This window comes from Microtetraspora sp. AC03309, from assembly GCF_020826795.1.
GTDB lineage: Bacteria > Actinomycetota > Actinomycetes > Streptosporangiales > Streptosporangiaceae > Microtetraspora > Microtetraspora glauca.
On record NZ_JADDIL010000035.1, the window covers coordinates 25,290 to 44,109 of the forward strand.

Here is an 18,820-nt window from a genome sequence, read left to right on the forward strand (position 1 = left end):
CCACGCGCTGGGAGAACCCCTGTCCACCCACTGGAAAACGGGCGAAAGCCATACGGATGGCATGTAATGCTTGACGACATGATGGGCCGGGCGGTGAGCCCCGTCTTCGTTGGACGGGGCGCGGAACTTGACATGTTGTCGGACGCGTTCGACCAGGCCCGTAAGCAGGCGGCGGCTGTGATCCTGCTCGGCGGCGAGGCGGGTGTGGGGAAGACCCGTCTGGTCTCCCGTTTCGCCGACCAGGCCGCCAGGAACGGTGCCCACGTGCTGGCGGGCGGGTGCGTGGAACTCTCGGCGGAGGGTCTGGCCTACGCGCCTTTCACCGCCGCCCTGCGGCAGCTCGTCCGGGAGCGGGGCGCCGCCGAGGTGGCCGCGCTCCTGCCCGAGGGCTCCCAGCGCGAGCTGGCCAGGCTGCTTCCCGAGTTCGGCGAGCCCGGCGGCAACCTGGACACGGAGTCCGCGCGGGCCCGGCTCTTCGAGCTGATCCTCACCCTGCTCGAACGGCTCGCGGAGCGACGGCCGGTGGTCCTCATCGTCGAGGACATCCACTGGGCGGACCGGTCCAGCCGCGACCTCATCGCGTTCCTGAGCCGCAACCTGCGCGCCGCGCCCGTCCTCATGGTCCTCACGTACCGCTCGGACGAACTGCACCGCACGCATCCCCTCCGGCCGGTCCTCGCGGAACTCGGCCGGGTGGAGGGCGTCGCCCGGATCGACCTGCCCCGATTCACGCAGAGCGAGGTCGCGGCGCAGATGGCCGGCATCCTCGGCGTGACCCCGGAGTTCGCCAAGGTCGGCAGAGTGTTCGAGCGCAGCGAGGGCATCCCTCTGTACGTCGAAGCGCTGATCGACTGCGATGAGTGCTCGTTCCCCGAGTCCCTGCTCGACCTGATCAGCGCGTCGGTGGAACGGCTTCCCGAGGACACCCAGCACGTGCTGCGGATCGCCGCCGCGGGCGGGATCCGCGTGGGCCACGCGCTGCTCGCCGCCGTGAGCGGGCTGTCCGACGACGACCTGGAGAACGCGCTGCGCCCGGCCATCGCCGCGAACGTCGTGCAGGTGGCCGACAGCCACGTCTACGCATTCCGGCACGCCCTGATCCGCGAGGCCGTCCACGACGACCTGCTCCCGGGCGAGCACATGCGGCTGCACGCGCGCTACGCCCTGGAGATCGACCGCGACCGGGAGCTCGTCCCGCCGGGGCGGGCGGCCATCGAGATCGCCCATCACTGGCACTCCGCCCGCGACGACCTCTGGGCACTCATCTCGGCCTGGGAGGCGGCGGAGAAGGCGGCGCGCGCGTTCGCCTACACCGAGCAGATCGACCTGCTCGAACGCGTCCTCATGCTCTGGGACAAGGTGCCCGACGCGGCCGAACGGATCGGGGTGGACCACGTCACCGTCTTCGAGCGGGCCTCCGAGAGCGCGTACGTCTGCGGCGAGAGCGACCGTGGCAAGAAGTTCGTCCAGGGCGCGCTCGCCGAACTGGACGAGGAGACCGAACCCGAGCGGGTGGCCACGCTGCTGGTCCGCCGGGCCAACATCAAGGTCCAGAAGCACACGTCTGGGTTCATCGAGGACCTCCGCCGCGCCGAGCGGCTCGTCCCCCACCCCACCGAGGCCCGGACCTCCGCGCTGAGCCATCTCGGCCGGGTCCTGATGCTCTGCGACGAGGTGGCCGAGGGCACCGCCGTCACCGAGGAAGCGCTGCGGATCGCCCGCGACCTCGGCGACGAGTGCCTGGAGGCCGACCTGCTGCTGAACCTCGCCCTCGGGCGCTCGATCTCCGGCGATCTGGAGACGACCCTGGCCACCAACGATCGAGCCCTGGCCATCGGGAGGCGGCTCGGCTCCGCCCGGATCACGCTGCGCGCGCTCGCCAACAACGTGGACACGCTGAACAATCTCGGCAGGTCCGAGGAGGCGGTGCGACTCGCCATCGAGGGTGAGAAGCTGGCCAAGAGGTACGGCAGGTACCGTCATCAGGGCGTGTTCATCGCCAACAACCGGGCCGAGGCGCTGGAGGCCCTCGGACGGTGGGACGAGGCTCTCGACGTCACCGCGCGCGCCCTGACCATGGACCCGACGCGGCAGAACCGCTGGCACCTGCTGCGGGTGCGGGCCGACATCGCGATCGCCCGCGGCGAGGAGGACGTCGCCAGGGAGATCCTCGTCGAGGTCGGCGCGTTCGTCCCCAGGCCCGAGGACGGGACGCAGGAGTGGACGGCCAACGCCCGCCTGCTGATCGGCTGGCACCTGCTCCGCGGCGAGCCGCGCAAGGCGGTCGAAGTGGCCGAACTCGCTCTGAGTACTCCGCGCTGGTCCGGAAAGGCCATGCTCGGCTGGCGGCTGCTCGCCGCGGTCCGGGTGGCCTGCGACCAGGCCGCCTCCGTGGCTCCCGAGCTCACGGCGACCGTACGCGACCTGACCGACGCGTTCGCGTCCGACATGGTCACCGCCGGACCGGTGGGCGACGCGTTCCGCCAGGTCTATCAGGGCCGGTTCGACGAGGCGACGGCCGGATGGAAGCAGCTGGGCCGCCCGCACACGCAGGCCAAGGCCCTGGTCTACGCCGCCGCCGCGGCGGCGGCCGGAGGCGACCGCGACGGCGCCGCCGTACGGCTCCGCGAGGCCAAGCCGCTAGCCGAGACGCTGGGCGCGGTTCCGCTCCTCACCCAGATCGACGCCATGGCCCGGCGCGTCGGCGCGGCCCTCGACGAGACCCCGGAGCAGGGACACGCGCGTGAGATCTCGTTGACGCCGCGCGAGCTGGAGGTGCTCCGGCTGGTCGCTCAGGGGCGGACCAACCGGGACATCGCCGGCGAGCTGTTCATCTCGGCGAAGACCGTCAGCGTCCACGTGTCGAACATCCTGCCCAAGCTCGGCGTCTCGACCCGGGGCGAGGCCGCCGCCGCCGCTCACCGCCTGGCCCTGCTCACCTGAGGAACGGCCGGGACCCGGCCGTTCCCGGGAAACACCGTCGCGTGGACTGATGCGGCGTCCCGTCGCGCCGGGCGCGGGTACGGCGCCGCACCGGCCCCCGATAGTGCGGCAGGCCGGATCTCAGTCAGGCGAGCAACGGTTCGACCAGGAGGAGCACGCCGAAGACCGCGAACGCGGCGGCCGCGCCGTACTTGATCCACTTTTCGGGGAGGTGCGCGCCGAGGAACCGGCCGACGACGATCGCGAGCGCGTCGGCCGCGACCATGCCGACAGTGGAGCCGATCCATGTGCCGAACCAGCCGTGCTGCGTCGCGAGCGTGATCGTGGCGAGCATGGTCTTGTCGCCCAGCTCGCTGAGGAAGAACGCCACAGTCACGGCGACCAGGACGTTCCGCGTGGTCCTGGCGGCCTTGCCCGACTCCTCGTCGCTGAGCTCGTCGCCGCGGAGCGTCCACGCGGCGAAGCCGAGGAAGGCGATGCCGGCGGCGATCGAGATCGCGGTGGTGGGGACGGCGTCGCCGATGATCTGTCCGAGGCCGACGCTGAAAAGGTGGACGACGGCGGTGGCTGCGGTGATTCCGGCCAGCACCGGCCACACCTTGAACCGTGTGGCGAACGTCAGGGCCATGAGCTGGCTCTTGTCGCCGAGCTCGGCCACGAAGATCACGGCCAGTGATATCCAGAACGCTTCCAAGGGGCGCCTCTCGTGCTCGCGCGACCGGACCGCGTTCTGCACCCGGGGAGTTTTCGGGCACACGACTTCGGCCCGGCAGCATGACTGTCGGGCCGAAGGTCTCGTCCGCCGCATGGGCTCCGCGACCGGGCGTGAAAGCTCACACCAGTGTGTCGATCAACGGATTCGGGACTACTCCCCTTCGGGTGGTTCCACCACAACATAGCGGACGACAGGCGGTGCGCATTCCCTCGATCCCGCCTCACCGATCCAGGACGGCGGGGATTCCTCAGGCTCGCGCACCTTATCGATCCGGGACGGGCGGCATTCCCCAGGCCCGCGCGCCCTACCGATCCAGGGCGATGCCGACCATGACGGGCTCGTTCACGAGGGTGACGCCGAACTTCTCCCGCACGCCGTCGCGTACCTCCCTGGCCAGGGCCATCAGCTCGGCCGCGCCCGCCTCGCCGGTGGGGTTCGTGAGGGCGAGCGTGTGCTTCGTCGAGATGCGCACCCGCCCCTTTTCGTATCCCTTGGGGAACCCGGCGTTCTCGATCAGCCAGGCGGCCGGGACCTTCACCGCGCCGTCCGGCATGTCCCAGCGGGGGTATCCGGGAGCGCGGAGTTCGAGATCGGCCGCCGCCGCGGCGTCGAGCACGGGGTTGGTGAAGAAGGAGCCCGCACTGCGCGTGTCCGGGTCCAGCGGGTCGAGCACCATGCCCTTGCCCCGGCGGAGCGCGAGCACCGCCTCCCTCGCCTGGTCCAGCGGCACCCGGTCGCCGATCTTCACGCCGAGCCGCGCGGCCAGTTCCTTGTACGCGATGGGGCCCGACAGGCCGGACCGGGTCAGGGCGTAGGTCACCGCAAGCACGACGTGCCGCCCGGGATCCTCCTTGAAGGCGCTGTGCCGGTAGGCGAAGCCACACTGCGCAGCGGTCAGGTCGGCGATCTCGCCGGTCATCCGGTCGTAGACGCGGACCCCGGTGATGGTCTGCGACACGTCCTGCCCGTACGCGCCGACGTTCTGGATCGGGGTGGAGCCCACCAGGCCGGGAATCCCGGACAGGCACTCGACACCGGCCAGTTCCTCGGCCACGCATCGGGCGACCAGCGCGTCCCAGTCCTCTCCGGCCTGGACGGTCACCCGTCCGTCACCGGTGATCTCGACACCGGTGGAGGCGGCCCTGACGACCAGGCCGTCGAACCCCTCGTCGGAGACGACGAGATTGCTGCCGCCGCCGAGGATCAGCACCGGCTCGCCGTCCCGGTCGGCTTCGGCCACGGTCTCGACGATCTCGCTCTCGGATCGTGCCTCGACGAAGGCGCCCGCCGGGCCGCCCATCCGCAACGTCGTGTACGGCGCGAGCCGTACCCCTGCCAAACGGTCAGCCATGCGATTCCTCAGCGACGACGGGAAGCCTCAGCGGCCGCGGTCCCGCCGCGGCAGGCCCCAGCCTACGGCCGGTCGGCGTCCCGCCGGGCGCGCCGGTCCGCCGCGGACCCGGCTCCGGCGTCGGCTTCGGCCTCGGTACGGGGCTCGGCATCGGCCTCGGTACGGGGTTTGGCATCGGCCTCGGTACGAGCGTCGACGTCGGCCCCGGCGTCGTCGGTGTCCTGGTCCGCTTCCGCGCGCATCGCCTCCGCTATGGCCCGATCGACCCTGGATGTCGCGGTGCTGCCGTCCCAGAGCAGTTGGGAGGCCACCATCGACGGCTCCCCCGATGAGGTGAGACCCGTTTCGATCGTCCCGCCGGGATAGACCTCCCACTCCGGAGCCCGAGCGGTCTCCTCGGAGGCCTCATGGGCGTTCCGCGCCCGCTCCTGCGTGAGTGGTGGACCCGACGCGCGAACGGCCCGCTCAGGCCGGCCCGGCGGAACCGCCCGAGCGGCCCGAGCGGCCTGAGCGGCCTCGGTGCCGTGCCCGGCCTCGGCCTCGGCACGCGTGGCGGGCTCTCGGCCGCTCCCGGCGGCGCCCTGTTCGCTCGATCGGGTCATGCGGGGACGCTACCCGTGCGGTCCCCGGCAAACCTTCGGTCAGGAGAGCTGGACGACGGCACGGGCCTTGGACAGGACCCGGCTGTCTCCCGACCTGGCGGTGAGGACGACCACGACCCGCTTGTCCTCGAGCTTCTCCTCGATGACGCCGCTGACCGTGATCACCGCGCCGTTGTCGTCGTCGGGGACGACCACCATGGACGAGAAGCGCACGCCGTAGTCGACGACCGCCGCCGGGTCTCCCGCCCAGTCGGTCACGAACCGCCCGCCCTGGGCCATGGTGAACATGCCGTGCGCGATGACGTCCGGCAGGCCGACGGACTTGGCGAACCGTTCGTTCCAGTGGATCGGGTTGAAGTCCCCGGAGGCGCCCGCGTACATCACGAGGTTCACCCGGTGGACGGGGAACTCGACGGCGGGGATCTCCTGCCCGGCAGTGACCTCGTCGTACTTGACCGTCGCAGCCATGGTTACGCCGCCCCTCCACGCTCGACGATGGTGTTGTAGGTCCGGCAGACGGGTTCGCCCTCGATGGTCGACACGTCGCTGCGCACCGTCAGGAACTCGTTGCGGCCCACGCTGCGGATCTCCGTGATCGTGGAGGTGCAGATCAGCTCGTCGCCGGCGTAGATCGGCCGCTGGTACTCGAAACGCTGCTCTCCGTGGACGACCATGGCGAAGTTGAGCCCGAGACCGGGGTCGGAGAGCGCCTCGCCCGCACCGGCGAGGCTGAACACGATCGGGAAGGTCGGCGGCGCGACCACGTCAGGATGTCCGGCCGCTGCGGCGGCTTCCCTGTCGGAGTAGATCGGGTTGGCGTCGCCGATCGCGGCGGCGAACTCCTTGATCTTTACGCGGCTGACCTCGTAGGGGACGGGCGCCGTATACGCCCGCCCGACGAAATCACGGTTCAAAGCCATCGCTGCCCGTGCTCCTTCGCGGCTACAGAGCTGAGAGGCCGACGGTAACAGAACAAGGTTCGGCTGTCTGGGTCAGGCTTTCGCCGTACGTCGGCCAGAACCAACGTTAGCCGGGTCCAGCCGGTAGATCATGTGTCGCCCCGCGCCAACGACGACCACCATGGTTCTGTATCGACACGACAAAGCGGTCCATCTACGCCAAGGGGACGAACCGTCCCCACTCCCCCGGCAGGCCGGGTTTCACGGGATCACCGATGGTCGTGACGCACCCTGGTCGGCGGCCGTGCCTGCCAGATGGGCCAGACGGGCAGGTTGCCGGGTTGGCTGTGCCTGCCAGATGGGCAGGTTGGCGGGCTTGCGGTCGGGTTGGCGGCCGGCCGGAAACGCGAGAAACCGGCGTTCCTCAACGGGAACGCCGGTCACGCGTTGATTGCCTGGCATGCGCCAGCACAGCACCTCTGCCCGACTGCCGGGCGCATCAGCGAGAAGCCGTGATGCGCCTGGTGCGTCCTGCGCCCGGACTGAGGGGCGCGGCGGGCAGTACCTCTGAAGCACTACCCCGACGCTCGGCGGCGGCGCGTCTTGCTCAGCGCGCCTCGCGATGCGCCCGATGCGTCTTGCCCCAGTCTGAGGAGCGCGATGGGCAGTACTTCTGGAAGTGCCACCCCGACGCAGGGCGCGCGGCGCGCGTCTTGCTCAGCGCGTCTCGCGGTGCGCCTGGTGCGTCTTGCAGTTGGGGCAGTACTTCTTCAGCTCAAGCCGATCCGGGTCGTTGCGCCGGTTCTTCCGCGTGATGTAGTTGCGGTGCTTGCACTCCTGGCAGGCCAGCGTGATCTTCGGCCTAACGTCTGTGGCAGCCACGTGGGAGTGCCTTTCTACGTTTGGGACTACTGGACAACCCGAACCCGGCGTCCTGTGTGAGGGAAACCGAGCAGGGTAGTAGCGGAGGCCGGACTTGAACCGGCGACACAGCGATTATGAGCCGCTTGCTCTGCCTGACTGAGCTACTCCGCCTTGAACCGGCAAAAACCGACCGGCCACGCAAGGATACCCGACCTGTACGGCTGTCGCGCACGCGCATACGGCCGTGATCGAGCTCGGGCGACTCCAGTGTGCCGGAGCTCACGGGAGAAACCCAAACTGTTTTGCGATGGGCAGGCGAAAAACCACCCATCACGCCAAAAGACCCGCCCGAAACATCGAGCGGGACTTGTTAGCGAGAGCCCCCAAACGGAATCGAACCGTTGACCTTCTCCTTACCATGGAGACGCTCTGCCGACTGAGCTATAGGGGCGTGCCCGCCGCCGCTCTCGCGCTGCGGACAGGTGTAACCATACACGGCCCCGGCGGCTGATGCGAAATCAACGTGCGATGCCACAGCGCCACAGGGGCAGGGGTTGGCGGCGTCCTCGTCCCGGCCCCGCACCGTCCCCGCACCGTCCCCGTACCCACTCTCCCCGTACTACTCTTCCGGCGTCGGGAGGGCGCCCTTCAGGTCGGCCATCTCCTTCTGGGCCGCCGGCAGGTCCGCCTTGATCGCGTACTTCGTGAAGTAGCCGTTGCCCTTGAACGGCGTGACGGCGCTGAGGGTCACCGTCGCCTCGTAGGGCCTGTCCTGACATTCGGGCAGGCACCAGGTGCCGCTGAGCCGTCCGACGCCGACCGCCCCGCCGGGTCCCCACTTCTGCCAGCTGATCCCGTTGACGGTGCTGAACTCCGACAGCACGAGAGCCTGGGGACGCTGGTCGCTCCGGCCGTTCTCGTCGCCGTACAGGTTGAGCACGTAGATCGGCGTCTCGATCGACGTCTCGGCCGCGGGAGCCGTACGGGACGCCGCGCCTGTGCAGGCGGCGACGAGGCTCATGGCGGCCAGGCTGAGTACGACGGCGGGCGGGCGCATGGTTCCCCCTCATGAGTCGGAATTCTCCGAGGTTAGAGGGGTCGCGCCCGGAGCGCTGGGAACTACGGGAGCGCGGCCCGCCGATCCTCACTCCGCGTCCGCAGAGGGATTACCTCACAAAGATCGGCAAGGTCGACATACCGGGCTACCTCCTCCACGGAACGGCAGTCGGCGACAGGCCGACCGTTCTGCCGCACCTGGAGCACCTGGCGACCGTCCCGGGTTCCGGGCACGATCTCGTAGCCGCACGTCCCCACCCAGCGTGATCCCATATCCCGACAAACTATCGCTTCGCCCCGACAATTTCCCTGAGCATCACAGGTCACAACAGTTCGGGCTTAAGTCCAGACCAAACGAACTCCAAGCGACTCGACGCAATCTGACCGCGAAGACCACGACCGAGGAGTTCCGATGACACCCCCGACGACTACCACGACGACCCCGAACGTGCTCGGGTTCCGCATCACCCACCGGGCCATGCGCGGCGACACCCGCCGCCTCGCCGACGTGACGAGGCAGATCGCGGAGGGACGGCAGCCGTGCGACGCGCGGCGGGCCGCGGCGATCCGCGACTTCGCCATCCGGCTCTGCGACGGCATCCACCATCACCACAGCGTCGAGGACACGGCGCTCTGGCCCGTGCTCGTACGATCCGCGGGGGCCGAGGTGGACCTCGGCGACCTGAGCGAGGACCACTCCGAGCTGGACCCGATCCTGGACGAGATCCGCGCGGTCGCGGCGGACCCGGCCCGCGCCGCGGGACCCCTCGCGCGGCTGGCCGATCTCCTCGACGAGCACATCGAGGAGGAGGAGCGTGTGATCTTCCCCATCATCGAGCGGCACGTCTCCGTCGCGGACTGGAACGCCGTGGAGGAGAAGGCCAGGAAGGGCGGCAGCATCCGCTTCGAGCTGCCCAGGATCGAGCAGTACGCCCAGCCGTCGGAGATGGAGGCGATGCGCAAGCTCGCGGGTCCGGTGCTCGTGATGCTGCTCGCGCTGCTGCGCGGAGGCCACCGGCGGCGGCAGCGGCTGATCTTCGGAACCGCCTGATCCGTCGCCCGCGTCCCGAGATCGCCCCGAGATCGGTGCCGCCTCAGCCTCTGCGGCCCGCCATTCACCACCTCGATCGACACCACCTCGATCAGCGCCGCGGCGATCGGGGTGTCCCGGCCGGTGCTCACCTGGCGCTCAGCCGGTGACGGACGTCAGCGCGCGCAGTGCCCGTTCGCGCCAGTGAGGAGAACCGGCCCGGCCCGCCACCTCGGCGGCCGCGGCATAGTGCGCGGCCGCGGCGTCCGGGTCGCCGAGGAACGCGGCGAGTTCCCCGAGCGTGTGGGCGATCGGCCCCAAGGTGATCGAGCCGCTGTGCAACCCGGCCAGTTCGTCCTGGAACGGGAGGAGCAGCCGGAGACACTCCCGGGCCACCCCACGATCTCCGAGGGCGATCGCGTTGCACGCGCGCATCGTCATCATGATCTGCCAGTAGTAGTCACGCCGGGGCGCGTGCCCGGCCTGCCACACCGCCCTGGCCTCATCCAGACGCCCGGAGAGGATCAACGTATGGGTGTAGACCTCGTCCACCTGGTCCGGCATCCGCTCCCACAACGCGTGGATGCCGGGCAGCGACTCGTGCCCGCGTCCTGAGGACAGGTGGACCACCAGCCTGCCGAGAACGCCGAACGCGGCCCCGTTGGGGGCGCCCGCCTGCACCATCTGCTCCGCGATGGAGCTGTACGCGGCCTCGGCCCGCTCGAACTCTCCTCTGACCAGGAGGTGCAGGGCGTCGAGCACGGCCAGAACGCCGAGAGCGAGCCCGAGCTGGCCGCTTGTGGAGAGCTCGACCGCCTGGTCCGCGTGCCGCCGCGCCATGGCCCAGTCGTTGCGGCCGAGCGCGACCATGCAGAGGGCGATGTGGCCCAGCGTCTGGTAGCCGAGCAGTCCGCCGAGCGCGGACGCCTCCAGCAGGTCCTGGCCGAGCCGTTCCAGCTCCTCGCGCCGACCCGGCTCCACGCAGACCCAGTAGCGGGCGTTGAGCGCCATGCAGAGCAACCGCGGATCGTCCAGGTCGCGGGCGATCCGCAGGGCCTCGGCGCTCACCGTCTCGACCAGCTCGGAATCATGGCCTTCGAGCTGGTGGGCGAGCGCGACGAGGACCCGGCAGCGCGCCGTCCCCGCCTCGGCGGGCATCGCGTCCCAGGCCGCCCGCACGACGTCGTCGTCGGTCCGCCGGTCCGGCTGGATCGTCCAGATGACCGGCGCGTCGAACGCGGCCGCCGCGCGGGCGATGAGCAGCGGATCCCCGATCCCCCGGGCGAGCGAGAGCGCCGTCGCCCGCGTCGAGAGCGCGGACACGACGTCCCCCGCGTGGGCCTTCGCGGAGACCAGGCGGCACAACAACTCCACGCGGGTCCTCGCGGCCGGACCGTCGCCGCTACCGGTGCCGGTACCGGTTCCGTGGCCGATACCGGTTCCGATACCGGCTTCGAGGTCGAGCGCGGTGAGCGCGCCTTCGAGCAGTGTGGCCGCTTCCTTGTGCGCGTAGAGACCGGATGCCTGGTCCGCCGCCCTCGCGGCGTACTGCGCGGCCTTGGCCGCCGTCGCCGTGGTCGCCGCCGCGAGGGCGTGGTGCCCGAGCGCGCCCACGTCTCCCGGCCTGACCCGCTCCAGCGCCGCCACGACCTTGCCGTGCAGGCGGGTACGGCGGAGCCGGGGGACGTCCTCGTACAGCGTCTCGCGTACGAGGACGTGGGCGAAGCGCACCTGACCGGGCAGCGGTTCGGTCAGCAGCCCGGAGAGCACGCCCGCCTCCAGCCCGTCGAGCACGGTCTCCTCGTCGGTGCCGGACATGGCGATCAGCACGTCGGCGTCGGCGTCCCTGCCGAGGACGGCGGCGTTGCGCAGCGTCGTCTGGGCCGTCGCGGGCAGGCGGGCCACCCGCCTGCGGATCAGGTCGCGGACGCCGGGCGGCAGCGCGTGAACCGCCGAGGGCCCGTCGACGGCGAGCAGCCGCGCGATCTCGGACACGAACAGCGGGTTGCCCCCGGTCCGTTCGGTCACCGTACGGGCCGCGGCGGGATCGACGTCCACCCCGGAGCGTTCCCGCAGCAGCCGGGCCACGTCCCGCTCGCCCAGGCCGTCCAGCGTCACGTGCTCCGCTGCCTGTACGGCCAGCGCCGCCCCGGTGGCCATCAGGTCGGCGGCCGCTTCGGACGGCCGGTGGGTCAGCAGCACCAGGACCGGGGTCCGGGCCAGCCGCACCGCGAGGTGGCGGAGCAGTTGGAGGGTCTCCTCATCGGCGCGGTGCGCGTCCTCGATCACGATCAGCAGCGGACCTGGCACGCCTTCCAGGTACTCCCCCGCCGCCTGGGCCAGCCAGAACTGGCCGACGACCTGCCGTGTGTCGTCCTCCAGCAGGGGGGCGAGCCGTACCGCGATCTCCGGGGCGGGCGGGGAGCCGGCGGAGAGGTGGCGCAGGACCTCGCTCCAGGCCCAGGCGGGCGGGACGCCGCCGACGGTCTCCGGGCACCGGCCCACCGCGGTCCGCCAGCCTTCGGCGGCGAGCGTGCGTGCGAGTGCGTCGGCCAGCGTGCTCTTGCCCGAGCCCGCGTCGCCGCCGAGCCAGGCGACCCGGAACCCGCTCCTCGCCTGGGCGGCGGCGGCCGTCAGGCGGGCGAGCTCCGCCGTACGGCCGATCATCGGGTCGGGGGTGTCGCGGAACGCGGCGGGCGCCTGGGCCGCGGAGGCGGCTGCGGGAACGGCGGCAGGAGCAGCAACGGGAACGGCGGTGGGGACACCGGCCGTGACCTGGGCCGGGATCAGATGGAGGGAGTCGGCCTGCGCGAGAATGTCGGTCTCGAGGCCGCGCAACCGCGGCCCGGGGTCCACGCCCAGTTCCTCGGCCAGGGTCTGCCTCGTCCGGCGGATGGCGGCCAGCGCCTCTCCCTGCCGTCCCGACCGGTAGAGGGCGAGCGCGAGCAGGCGCACGCCGTTCTCACGGAGAGGGTGCGCGTGGGCGTGACGTTCCAGCTCGGGGACGATCTCGGCGTGGCGGCCGAGCGCGAGCGCCGCCTCCGCGCGGTAGTCGACGGCGACCATGAGGAGCTCGTCGAGCCGGGTCGCCTCGGGGGCGGCCCACTCCTCGTCAGCGAACTCCGCGTAGGCCGGACCGGTCCAGAGCGCGAGCGCCTCGTCGATCGTCTCCAGGGCCTCGGCCGGCCGTCCCGCGTGGAGCGCGGCGACCGCTGCGTCGACCAGTCGGGGGAAGCGCCAGGCGTCCACGGCGTCGGCGTCGAGTTTCAGCCGGTAGCCGGGCGGCGCGCTGACCAGCACGCGGGCCGGCGTCCGGGGAGGCCGGCCGGGTTCGAGCACGCGCCGCAGATTGGAGATGTAGACCTGCAGCGCGGCCAGGCCCCGTGGCGGCGGCTGGCCGTGCCAGAGGTCGTCGATGAACCTGTCCGTGGACACGACGTGCCCCTGGGCGCAGACGAGCCTGGCGATGACGGCGCGCTGGAGCGACGTGCCCAGATCCGCGGGGCTTCCCTCCACCTCGGCGCGGCACTGCCCGAGAACCCGCAATCTCACCATGAGCGCCCTATTCACGCCGGGTAGTGGTAGAAGCCGAGGATGTCCTTCACCGCGGTGACGTCGTCCATCCTCGTCGTCGTGCCGGTGGCGAAGGCGTTGATCATTTTGCCTTCGCCGACATAGACGCCGACATGGTGGGTCCTCTTCCGGTTGCCGTAGAACACGAGGTCGCCCGGGCGCGGCACGCGCACCCTGCGCATCCTGCGGATGTGGTCGTCGGTGTTGCCCCTGCCGAGCACGTCGTCGCCGAAGGCGAGCCGGTACATCCAGCGGGTGAAGCCGGAGCAGTCCAGCCCCCGGGTCCGCTCCGCCGGGCAGGGCCGTACGGATCCGTGGTAGCCGCGGCAGGTTCCGCGGGACGGGCCCGGACTCTTCCCGTGGCCGCCGCCCCAGGAGTACGGGATGCCCTGGGACGCGTAGGCGTAGGCGACCACCTTGATGAGTTCGTCCTCACGGGGAATCGATCCCGTGGCCAGGGCGAGCACGGCCACGCCGACAGCGAACCGCCCCCAATGCATGAACGCGACAATAGCTTTTAATCACGCTTTACCGCAGCAAACTTCACCGACAGCTCACAATATTCCACTACATAGGGTGACATTTTCATCACCGTCCGCCTATCGTCGGCTGCGGAGGCCAGCGGCGAGCGGGAGGACCGGGGGCGCCATGAAGATCGTTGTCGACCTCAACCGGTGCCAGGGGTACGGCCAGTGCGCGTTCCTCGCACCCGACGTGTTCGTGATGCACGGCGAGGAGTCCCTGCTCTACACCCCGTACGCCGACGAGTCGCGGCGCGAGGACGTCCTGAGAGCCGCCGCGGCCTGCCCGGTACAGGCGATCATGGTCGAGGGGTCCCATGCCGGATAGCATCGCGATCGTCGGAGCCTCTCTCGCCGGTCTGCGCGCCGCGGAGACGCTCCGTGCCGAGGGCTACACCGGCACGATCACCATGGTCGGCGACGAGCCGTGCGAGCCGTACGACCGGCCGCCGCTGTCCAAGCAGGTGCTGCTCGGGCAGGTGTCGGCGCACCAGACCGCGCTCCCCGAACGCCGCCCGCTGAACGCCCGATGGCGGCTCGGCGTCCGCGCCGTCGGGCTGGACCGGGACGCCGGGCGGGTGCTCCTTGCCGACGGCGACGACGTCGGATACGACCGCCTCCTGATCGCCACCGGCGTACGCGCCCGGCCGTGGCCGAACGCCACCGAGGGCGCCCTGGACGGCGTCTTCACCCTGCGCACCCGCGAGGACGCCGCACGGCTGCGCGAGCGGCTGGACGCGGGACCGCGCCGGATGCTCGTCATCGGGGCCGGGTTCACCGGCTCGGAGATCGCCTCGGCCTGCCGCGAGCGCGGCATCGAGGTCACCGTCGCCGAACGCGGCCCCGCTCCCCTCGTGGGCGCTCTCGGGGGCGCGCTCGGCGCCTTCACCGCCGCCATGCACCGCGCGCACGGGGTCGACCTGCGGTGCGGCGTCACGGTCACCGGGCTGGAAGGGGACGCGCGGGGGCGGCTCCGCCGGGCGCACCTGTCGGACGGTGGCACGCTCGACACCGACGTGGCCGTCGTCGCACTCGGCGCCGTACGCAACACCGAATGGCTGGACGGGTCCGGGCTCGCCGCGGGCCCGAGAGGGGTCGCCTGCGACGCCGGATGCCGCGCGTTCGATCTCAACGGCATCATGACCGACGACATCTTCGCCGCCGGTGACGTGGCCCGCACCCCCCACCCGCTGTACGAGTACCAGCTGATCGCCCTGGAACACTGGGGCAACGCGGTCGCGCAGGCCGAGGTCGCGGCGCACAACATGATCGCCACCGGGCGGCGGCGACGGCCCCACCTCGCCGTACCGGCCTTCTGGTCGACCCAGTTCGGGATCAACATCAAGTCGATCGGCGTCCCGACCTTCTCGGACCAGGTCATGATCACTCAAGGGTCGCCGGAGGACCACCGGTTCGTCGTCGTCTACGGCTATCGCGGGCGGGTGACCGCCGCGGTGACCTTCAACCAGGCGATGTGGCTGGACTACTACCGGATGCTGATCGAGACGGCGGCGCCGTTCCCGCCCGATCAGCGGACCATGGACCGGCCGCGCAGGGTCGCGCCGGGCACGACGGGGCCCGTGCCGTCGGACGTGCCCGACCCCGCCGTGCTCAGCCACGGCCCCACGATCGCCCTCACCGGCCATCTGCCGGACGAGCGGCAGGTCAGGCTTGTCCGGTACGCCACCGCGTGACCGGCGACGACCTGGGATCGCCCCTGCGACCGATGTGCGAGGAGCCCCGATGACGACGCCGGACACGATGTTCAAGCGGATCGTCGACGACGCCAGCCGGCCGGACCCGTATCCGCTGTACGCCGAGCTCCGCAGGACACCGGTGGCGCGGCAGGAGGACGGCACGTTCCTCGTCAGCACGTACCACGAGATCGTCGCCCTGTTGCACGACCCGCGGCTCAGCTCCGATCCGCACAACCGGGAGGACGCGCCGCCCGACCTGTCGGCGGAGGCGGGGCTGGCTCCCGCCTTCATCAGGATGGACCCGCCCGACCACGACCGGCTGCGCGCCCAGACCATGCGGCTCTTCGGCCCGCCGCACAACCCGGCCCGCGTGTACGGCATGCGCGACGAGCTGACCCGCATCTCCACGGGCCTGATCGACGGGTTCGCCGACAGGTACGACGGCGGGGAACGGATCGACATCGTCGACGAGTTCGCGTATCCGTTCCCGGTCACCGTGATCTGCGCCCTGATGGGCGTGCCACGCGACGACGAGCACCTCTTCAAGGAGTGGGCGGACGCGCTCATCCAGACGCTCGATCCCCGGCTGGACCCCGGGCTGCAGCGGCAGGCGATGACCGAGATGGGGCAGTACATGGCGGCGCTGATCGGGCGGCACCGCCAGGATCCCGGCGACGACATGCTGTCCGGGATGACCGCCGAGGGCCTGCTGCCCCCGGAGACCCTGGTCACCACCGCGATCATGCTCTTCATCGCCGGGCACGAGACCACGGTCAACCTGATCACGAACGGCATGCTGACGCTGCTGCGGCGGCCGGAGGTCCTCGATCGCCTGCGCCGCGAGCCGGAGCTCATGCCGGGAGCGGTGGAGGAGCTGCTGCGCTACGAGCCGCCCGTGCACATGCTGTCGCCGCGCGGCGCCCTGGCGGACATCGAGGTGGCCGGGGTCACGATCCCCAAGGGGGCGTCGGTGGTGCTCGTGCTCGCGTCAGGCAACCGCGATCCCAAGCGCTTCCGCGATCCCGACGTGTTCGATCCGGCCCGTGAGGACAACCAGCACTTCGGGTTCGGGAGCGGCGTCCACAGCTGCTTCGGCGCCCCACTCGCCCGCCTGGAGACCCAGATCGCGCTCACCGGCCTCATCCGGCGGCTCCGCGATCCGCGTCTCGTGGCGGATCCGCCTCCCTACCGGTCGAATCCACGGCTGCGCGGCCCGGAACACCTGTTCATCGAACACGGCTGACCGCCGTCACGCGTCGTCGCCGGGAGGGCCCATGTCCGGGCGAACCTTGCCGGTCACGGCGCTAGCATTTCTTCTCATCCTGCTCGTCCCCGCGTGCCGGCTGGCCGGCTGGGCCCTTCCGCGCCGGTTCCCGCGTACGCGCGGCGTGCTGTTCGGGGTGGTACCGGCGGTGCTCCTGGCGGGGATCATCCTCATCACCGTGGCCGTTCTCCTCGCCTCGTAGCCGCCGGAAGATCACCGATCGGTATGACGCAGGCGTCGCTCACCGTCGCCGCCCACCATCGAGCCGCTAGGAATGATCCAAAGCTGGGCCACCGGAACCCAACCCGGCGCGCCGATTCGACGGCGGGCCGTCGGGCGGCCGTAGAACGGGGTCTCGATCATCGTCGACGGAGGAGACCCGATGCCGTCTCTTTGGTGCAGAAGCACGTGGCGGAACCGTGAACCCAGGTCGCGGAGGGGACTCGTGACACCCGGGGAACGTGCTCGGCCCTTTGTGGTCGCGGTGGCCGTCGCGGCCTGGCTGACGACAGTGGCGGCCGTACCGATCCCCGCTGTGGCCGCCGCCGCACAGGATCGGGAGTTCGCCTACGTGGCCAATCTCGACTCGAACACCGTGTCGGTGATCGACACCACGGCCACCCCACCGTCCGTCATCGCGAGCGTCGCCGTCGGGACCGGTCCCCGGGGCGTGGCGGTCACTCCGAACGGCACCCGCGCCTACGTCACGAACTCCGGGTCGGATTCGGTGTCGGTGATCGACACCACGGCCACCCCACCGTCGGTCATCGCCACCGTCGGCGTCGGAGACGACCCTCACGGAGTGGCGATCGCCCCGAACGGCACCCGCGCCTACGTCACCGACTTCGGCTCTGACACCGTGTCGGTCATCGACACCACGACCACCCCGCCGTCCGTCGTCTCCACCGTCGGCGTCGGGCGCGAGCCGGAGGCTGTGGCGATCGCCCCGAACGGCACCCGCGCCTACGTCACCGACTTCGGGGCGGGCACGGTGTCGGTGATCGACATCACCGCCGTCCCGCCCTCCGTCATCGCGGACGTCAGCACCACCCCACCGAGCGCTCCCCGAGGACTGGCGGTGACCCCGGACGGCACCCGCCTGTACGTACCCAACTCCCTCCCAGGAAGAGTGTCGGTGATCGACACCACGACCACCCCGCCGTCCGTCATCGCGCACGTCGGCGTCCAGCTCAGCCCCATGGTGGTCGCGTTCGCTCCCAGTGGCGCCCGCGCCTACGTCACCGCGTCCTTCTCCGGCTCGGTGTGGGTGCTCGACACGAAGCCGAGGCTGCCTACCGTCATCGGATCCGTCAGCGTCGGGAACAACCCTTCGGGGCTGGCGATCACCCGGGACGGCACCCGCGCCTACGTGGCCAACTCCTTCTCGGGAACGGTGTCGGTGCTCGACATCACCGTCAACCCCCCGTCCGTCGTCGCCACCGTCGGTGTCGGCGCCCATCCCGAGGGGGTGGCCATCGGACGCATCGTCAGCGACGTCCCGCGGCCTGGCGGATCGAACGGTGGATCGAGCGGCGGATCGAGCGGCGGGTCGCGCGGCGGATCGCCCGGTGGCGGTCAGCAGGGTAACGGTCAGCAGGGTGGCGACTCACCTGGTGGCGCACCGGCCCACTCCGGCGAGATCAGGATCAAGACTGGGATGGCCATGGCTCAATGCGGCCACCAGACCGAACATCGCCGCCCCCGTACGCGCTGCGGTGGCAAGAACGGGCACCGCGCGTCCGGGCCGTGATCCGTTCGGGAGGAGAGGACGTGCCCGGCTCTCCCATTCGGGTGCCGGGGGCTGCCGCGATCGAGAGCCTCACGACAGCGCCGGCATGTCCGCCGCGACCGGCGGCGACGATCAGCAGCCCGACGTGGGCTCGTGCGGCCGCGGCGCCGGCTGCGTGAACCGGATCGCGTTGCCGAACGGGTCACGCAGCGCGCAGTCGGTGCCGTAGAAGTGCTCGGTGGGCTCCTGAGTGAACTCGACGCCCTTGGCGAGCAACGTCTCGTAGGTCTTCCTGCAGTCGTCCACGGTGAAGATGAGCAGGCCGATCGCCCCCTTCGCGACCAGTTCCCGTACCTGCTCGGCCGTCGCCTCGTCCAGCGCGGGCGGGCCGGGCTTCTCCAGCAGGATCTCGCGGTCCGGCTGGCCGGGGACGCTGACGGTCAGCCAGCGCATGAACCCCATGTCCGCGTCGGTGTTGACCTCCAGGCCGAGCGTGCCGACGTAGAAGTCGAGGGCCTCGTCCTGGTCGAAGACGTAGATGTGCGAGTGTGTGAGCGCCTTGAACATGCTTGTCAC

At 70.9% G+C, this 18,820-nt stretch carries 17 protein-coding genes and 2 tRNA genes; 7 read left to right on the forward strand and 12 right to left on the reverse strand.

Annotated elements, in window-relative coordinates:
- The first annotated feature begins 66 nt into the window (after positions 1-66).
- Positions 67-2,943, forward strand: coding sequence for an AAA family ATPase (locus IMZ11_RS45950; protein WP_305075892.1), 2,877 nt, complete (start codon positions 67-69; stop codon positions 2,941-2,943).
- 124 nt (positions 2,944-3,067) lie between these two features.
- On the opposite strand, the gene IMZ11_RS21460 is transcribed toward IMZ11_RS45950, so the two are convergent.
- The 9 genes from IMZ11_RS21460 to IMZ11_RS21500 all read right to left on the reverse strand — a co-directional run bounded on the left by IMZ11_RS21460 (position 3,068) and on the right by IMZ11_RS21500 (position 8,431).
- On the reverse strand, positions 3,068-3,637 hold the full coding sequence (locus IMZ11_RS21460) for a TMEM165/GDT1 family protein (protein WP_255706840.1): 570 nt from the start codon (positions 3,635-3,637) through the stop codon (positions 3,068-3,070).
- A 325-nt stretch (positions 3,638-3,962) separates the two neighbouring features.
- Positions 3,963-5,009 (reverse strand): UDP-N-acetylmuramate dehydrogenase, encoded by a 1,047-nt coding sequence (locus IMZ11_RS21465; RefSeq protein WP_228644147.1) that lies wholly within the window; start codon positions 5,007-5,009, stop codon positions 3,963-3,965.
- Positions 5,010-5,071: 62 nt separating this feature from the next.
- Positions 5,072-5,611, reverse strand: coding sequence for a hypothetical protein (locus IMZ11_RS21470; RefSeq protein WP_228644148.1), 540 nt, complete (start codon positions 5,609-5,611; stop codon positions 5,072-5,074).
- 39 nt (positions 5,612-5,650) lie between these two features.
- The gene (locus IMZ11_RS21475; protein ID WP_061252889.1) at positions 5,651-6,079 is read right to left on the reverse strand and encodes a MaoC family dehydratase; all 429 of its coding nucleotides are present in this window, start codon (positions 6,077-6,079) and stop codon (positions 5,651-5,653) included.
- 2 nt (positions 6,080-6,081) lie between these two features.
- Positions 6,082-6,531 (reverse strand): MaoC family dehydratase N-terminal domain-containing protein, encoded by a 450-nt coding sequence (locus IMZ11_RS21480; protein WP_061252888.1) that lies wholly within the window; start codon positions 6,529-6,531, stop codon positions 6,082-6,084.
- A 696-nt stretch (positions 6,532-7,227) separates the two neighbouring features.
- Entirely contained in the window at positions 7,228-7,392 is a 165-nt protein-coding gene (rpmG, locus tag IMZ11_RS21485; protein ID WP_030921771.1) for a 50S ribosomal protein L33, read from the reverse strand.
- 79 nt (positions 7,393-7,471) lie between these two features.
- Positions 7,472-7,545 (reverse strand) — tRNA-Met (locus tag IMZ11_RS21490).
- Between the two features lie 207 nt (positions 7,546-7,752).
- A tRNA-Thr gene (locus IMZ11_RS21495) sits at positions 7,753-7,825 on the reverse strand.
- A 168-nt stretch (positions 7,826-7,993) separates the two neighbouring features.
- Entirely contained in the window at positions 7,994-8,431 is a 438-nt protein-coding gene (locus IMZ11_RS21500) for a hypothetical protein (RefSeq protein ID WP_228644149.1), read from the reverse strand.
- Positions 8,432-8,842: 411 nt separating this feature from the next.
- Between IMZ11_RS21500 and IMZ11_RS21505 the strand changes: the two genes are divergently transcribed.
- Complete coding sequence (locus tag IMZ11_RS21505; RefSeq protein ID WP_228644150.1) at positions 8,843-9,481, forward strand: hemerythrin domain-containing protein; 639 nt, start codon at positions 8,843-8,845, stop codon at positions 9,479-9,481.
- A 138-nt stretch (positions 9,482-9,619) separates the two neighbouring features.
- Here the strand turns inward: IMZ11_RS21505 and IMZ11_RS21510 are convergent, their stop codons facing one another.
- Together IMZ11_RS21510 and IMZ11_RS21515 are read right to left on the reverse strand one after the other, a co-directional pair.
- Positions 9,620-13,030: a BTAD domain-containing putative transcriptional regulator gene (locus tag IMZ11_RS21510; protein ID WP_228644151.1), complete on the reverse strand. Its 3,411-nt coding sequence runs from the start codon at positions 13,028-13,030 to the stop codon at positions 9,620-9,622.
- Complete coding sequence (locus IMZ11_RS21515) at positions 13,027-13,533, reverse strand: C40 family peptidase (RefSeq protein ID WP_228644152.1); 507 nt, start codon at positions 13,531-13,533, stop codon at positions 13,027-13,029. Before IMZ11_RS21515 ends, IMZ11_RS21510 begins: the two co-directional genes overlap by 4 nt.
- A gap of 148 nt (positions 13,534-13,681) precedes the next feature.
- On the opposite strand from IMZ11_RS21515, the gene IMZ11_RS21520 reads away from it, so the two are divergent.
- The 5 genes from IMZ11_RS21520 (at position 13,682) to IMZ11_RS21540 (ending at position 18,265) form a co-directional block, all read left to right on the forward strand.
- Positions 13,682-13,882, forward strand: a complete 201-nt coding sequence (locus IMZ11_RS21520; protein WP_228644153.1) for a ferredoxin — start codon at positions 13,682-13,684, stop codon at positions 13,880-13,882.
- The gene (locus IMZ11_RS21525) at positions 13,872-15,248 is read left to right on the forward strand and encodes an NAD(P)/FAD-dependent oxidoreductase (protein ID WP_228644154.1); all 1,377 of its coding nucleotides are present in this window, start codon (positions 13,872-13,874) and stop codon (positions 15,246-15,248) included. Before IMZ11_RS21520 ends, IMZ11_RS21525 begins: the two co-directional genes overlap by 11 nt.
- Before the next feature lie 49 nt (positions 15,249-15,297).
- Positions 15,298-16,494, forward strand: a complete 1,197-nt coding sequence (locus IMZ11_RS21530; RefSeq protein ID WP_228644155.1) for a cytochrome P450 — start codon at positions 15,298-15,300, stop codon at positions 16,492-16,494.
- A gap of 31 nt (positions 16,495-16,525) precedes the next feature.
- Positions 16,526-16,717 carry a hypothetical protein gene (locus IMZ11_RS21535; RefSeq protein ID WP_228644156.1) on the forward strand — a complete coding sequence of 64 codons (192 nt, stop codon included), beginning with the start codon at positions 16,526-16,528 and terminating at the stop codon, positions 16,715-16,717.
- 243 nt (positions 16,718-16,960) lie between these two features.
- Positions 16,961-18,265, forward strand: a complete 1,305-nt coding sequence (locus tag IMZ11_RS21540; protein ID WP_228644157.1) for a beta-propeller fold lactonase family protein — start codon at positions 16,961-16,963, stop codon at positions 18,263-18,265.
- A 111-nt stretch (positions 18,266-18,376) separates the two neighbouring features.
- On the opposite strand, the gene IMZ11_RS21545 is transcribed toward IMZ11_RS21540, so the two are convergent.
- Positions 18,377-18,811 carry a VOC family protein gene (locus IMZ11_RS21545; RefSeq protein ID WP_228644158.1) on the reverse strand — a complete coding sequence of 145 codons (435 nt, stop codon included), beginning with the start codon at positions 18,809-18,811 and terminating at the stop codon, positions 18,377-18,379.
- Between the last annotated feature and the right edge of the window lie 9 nt (positions 18,812-18,820).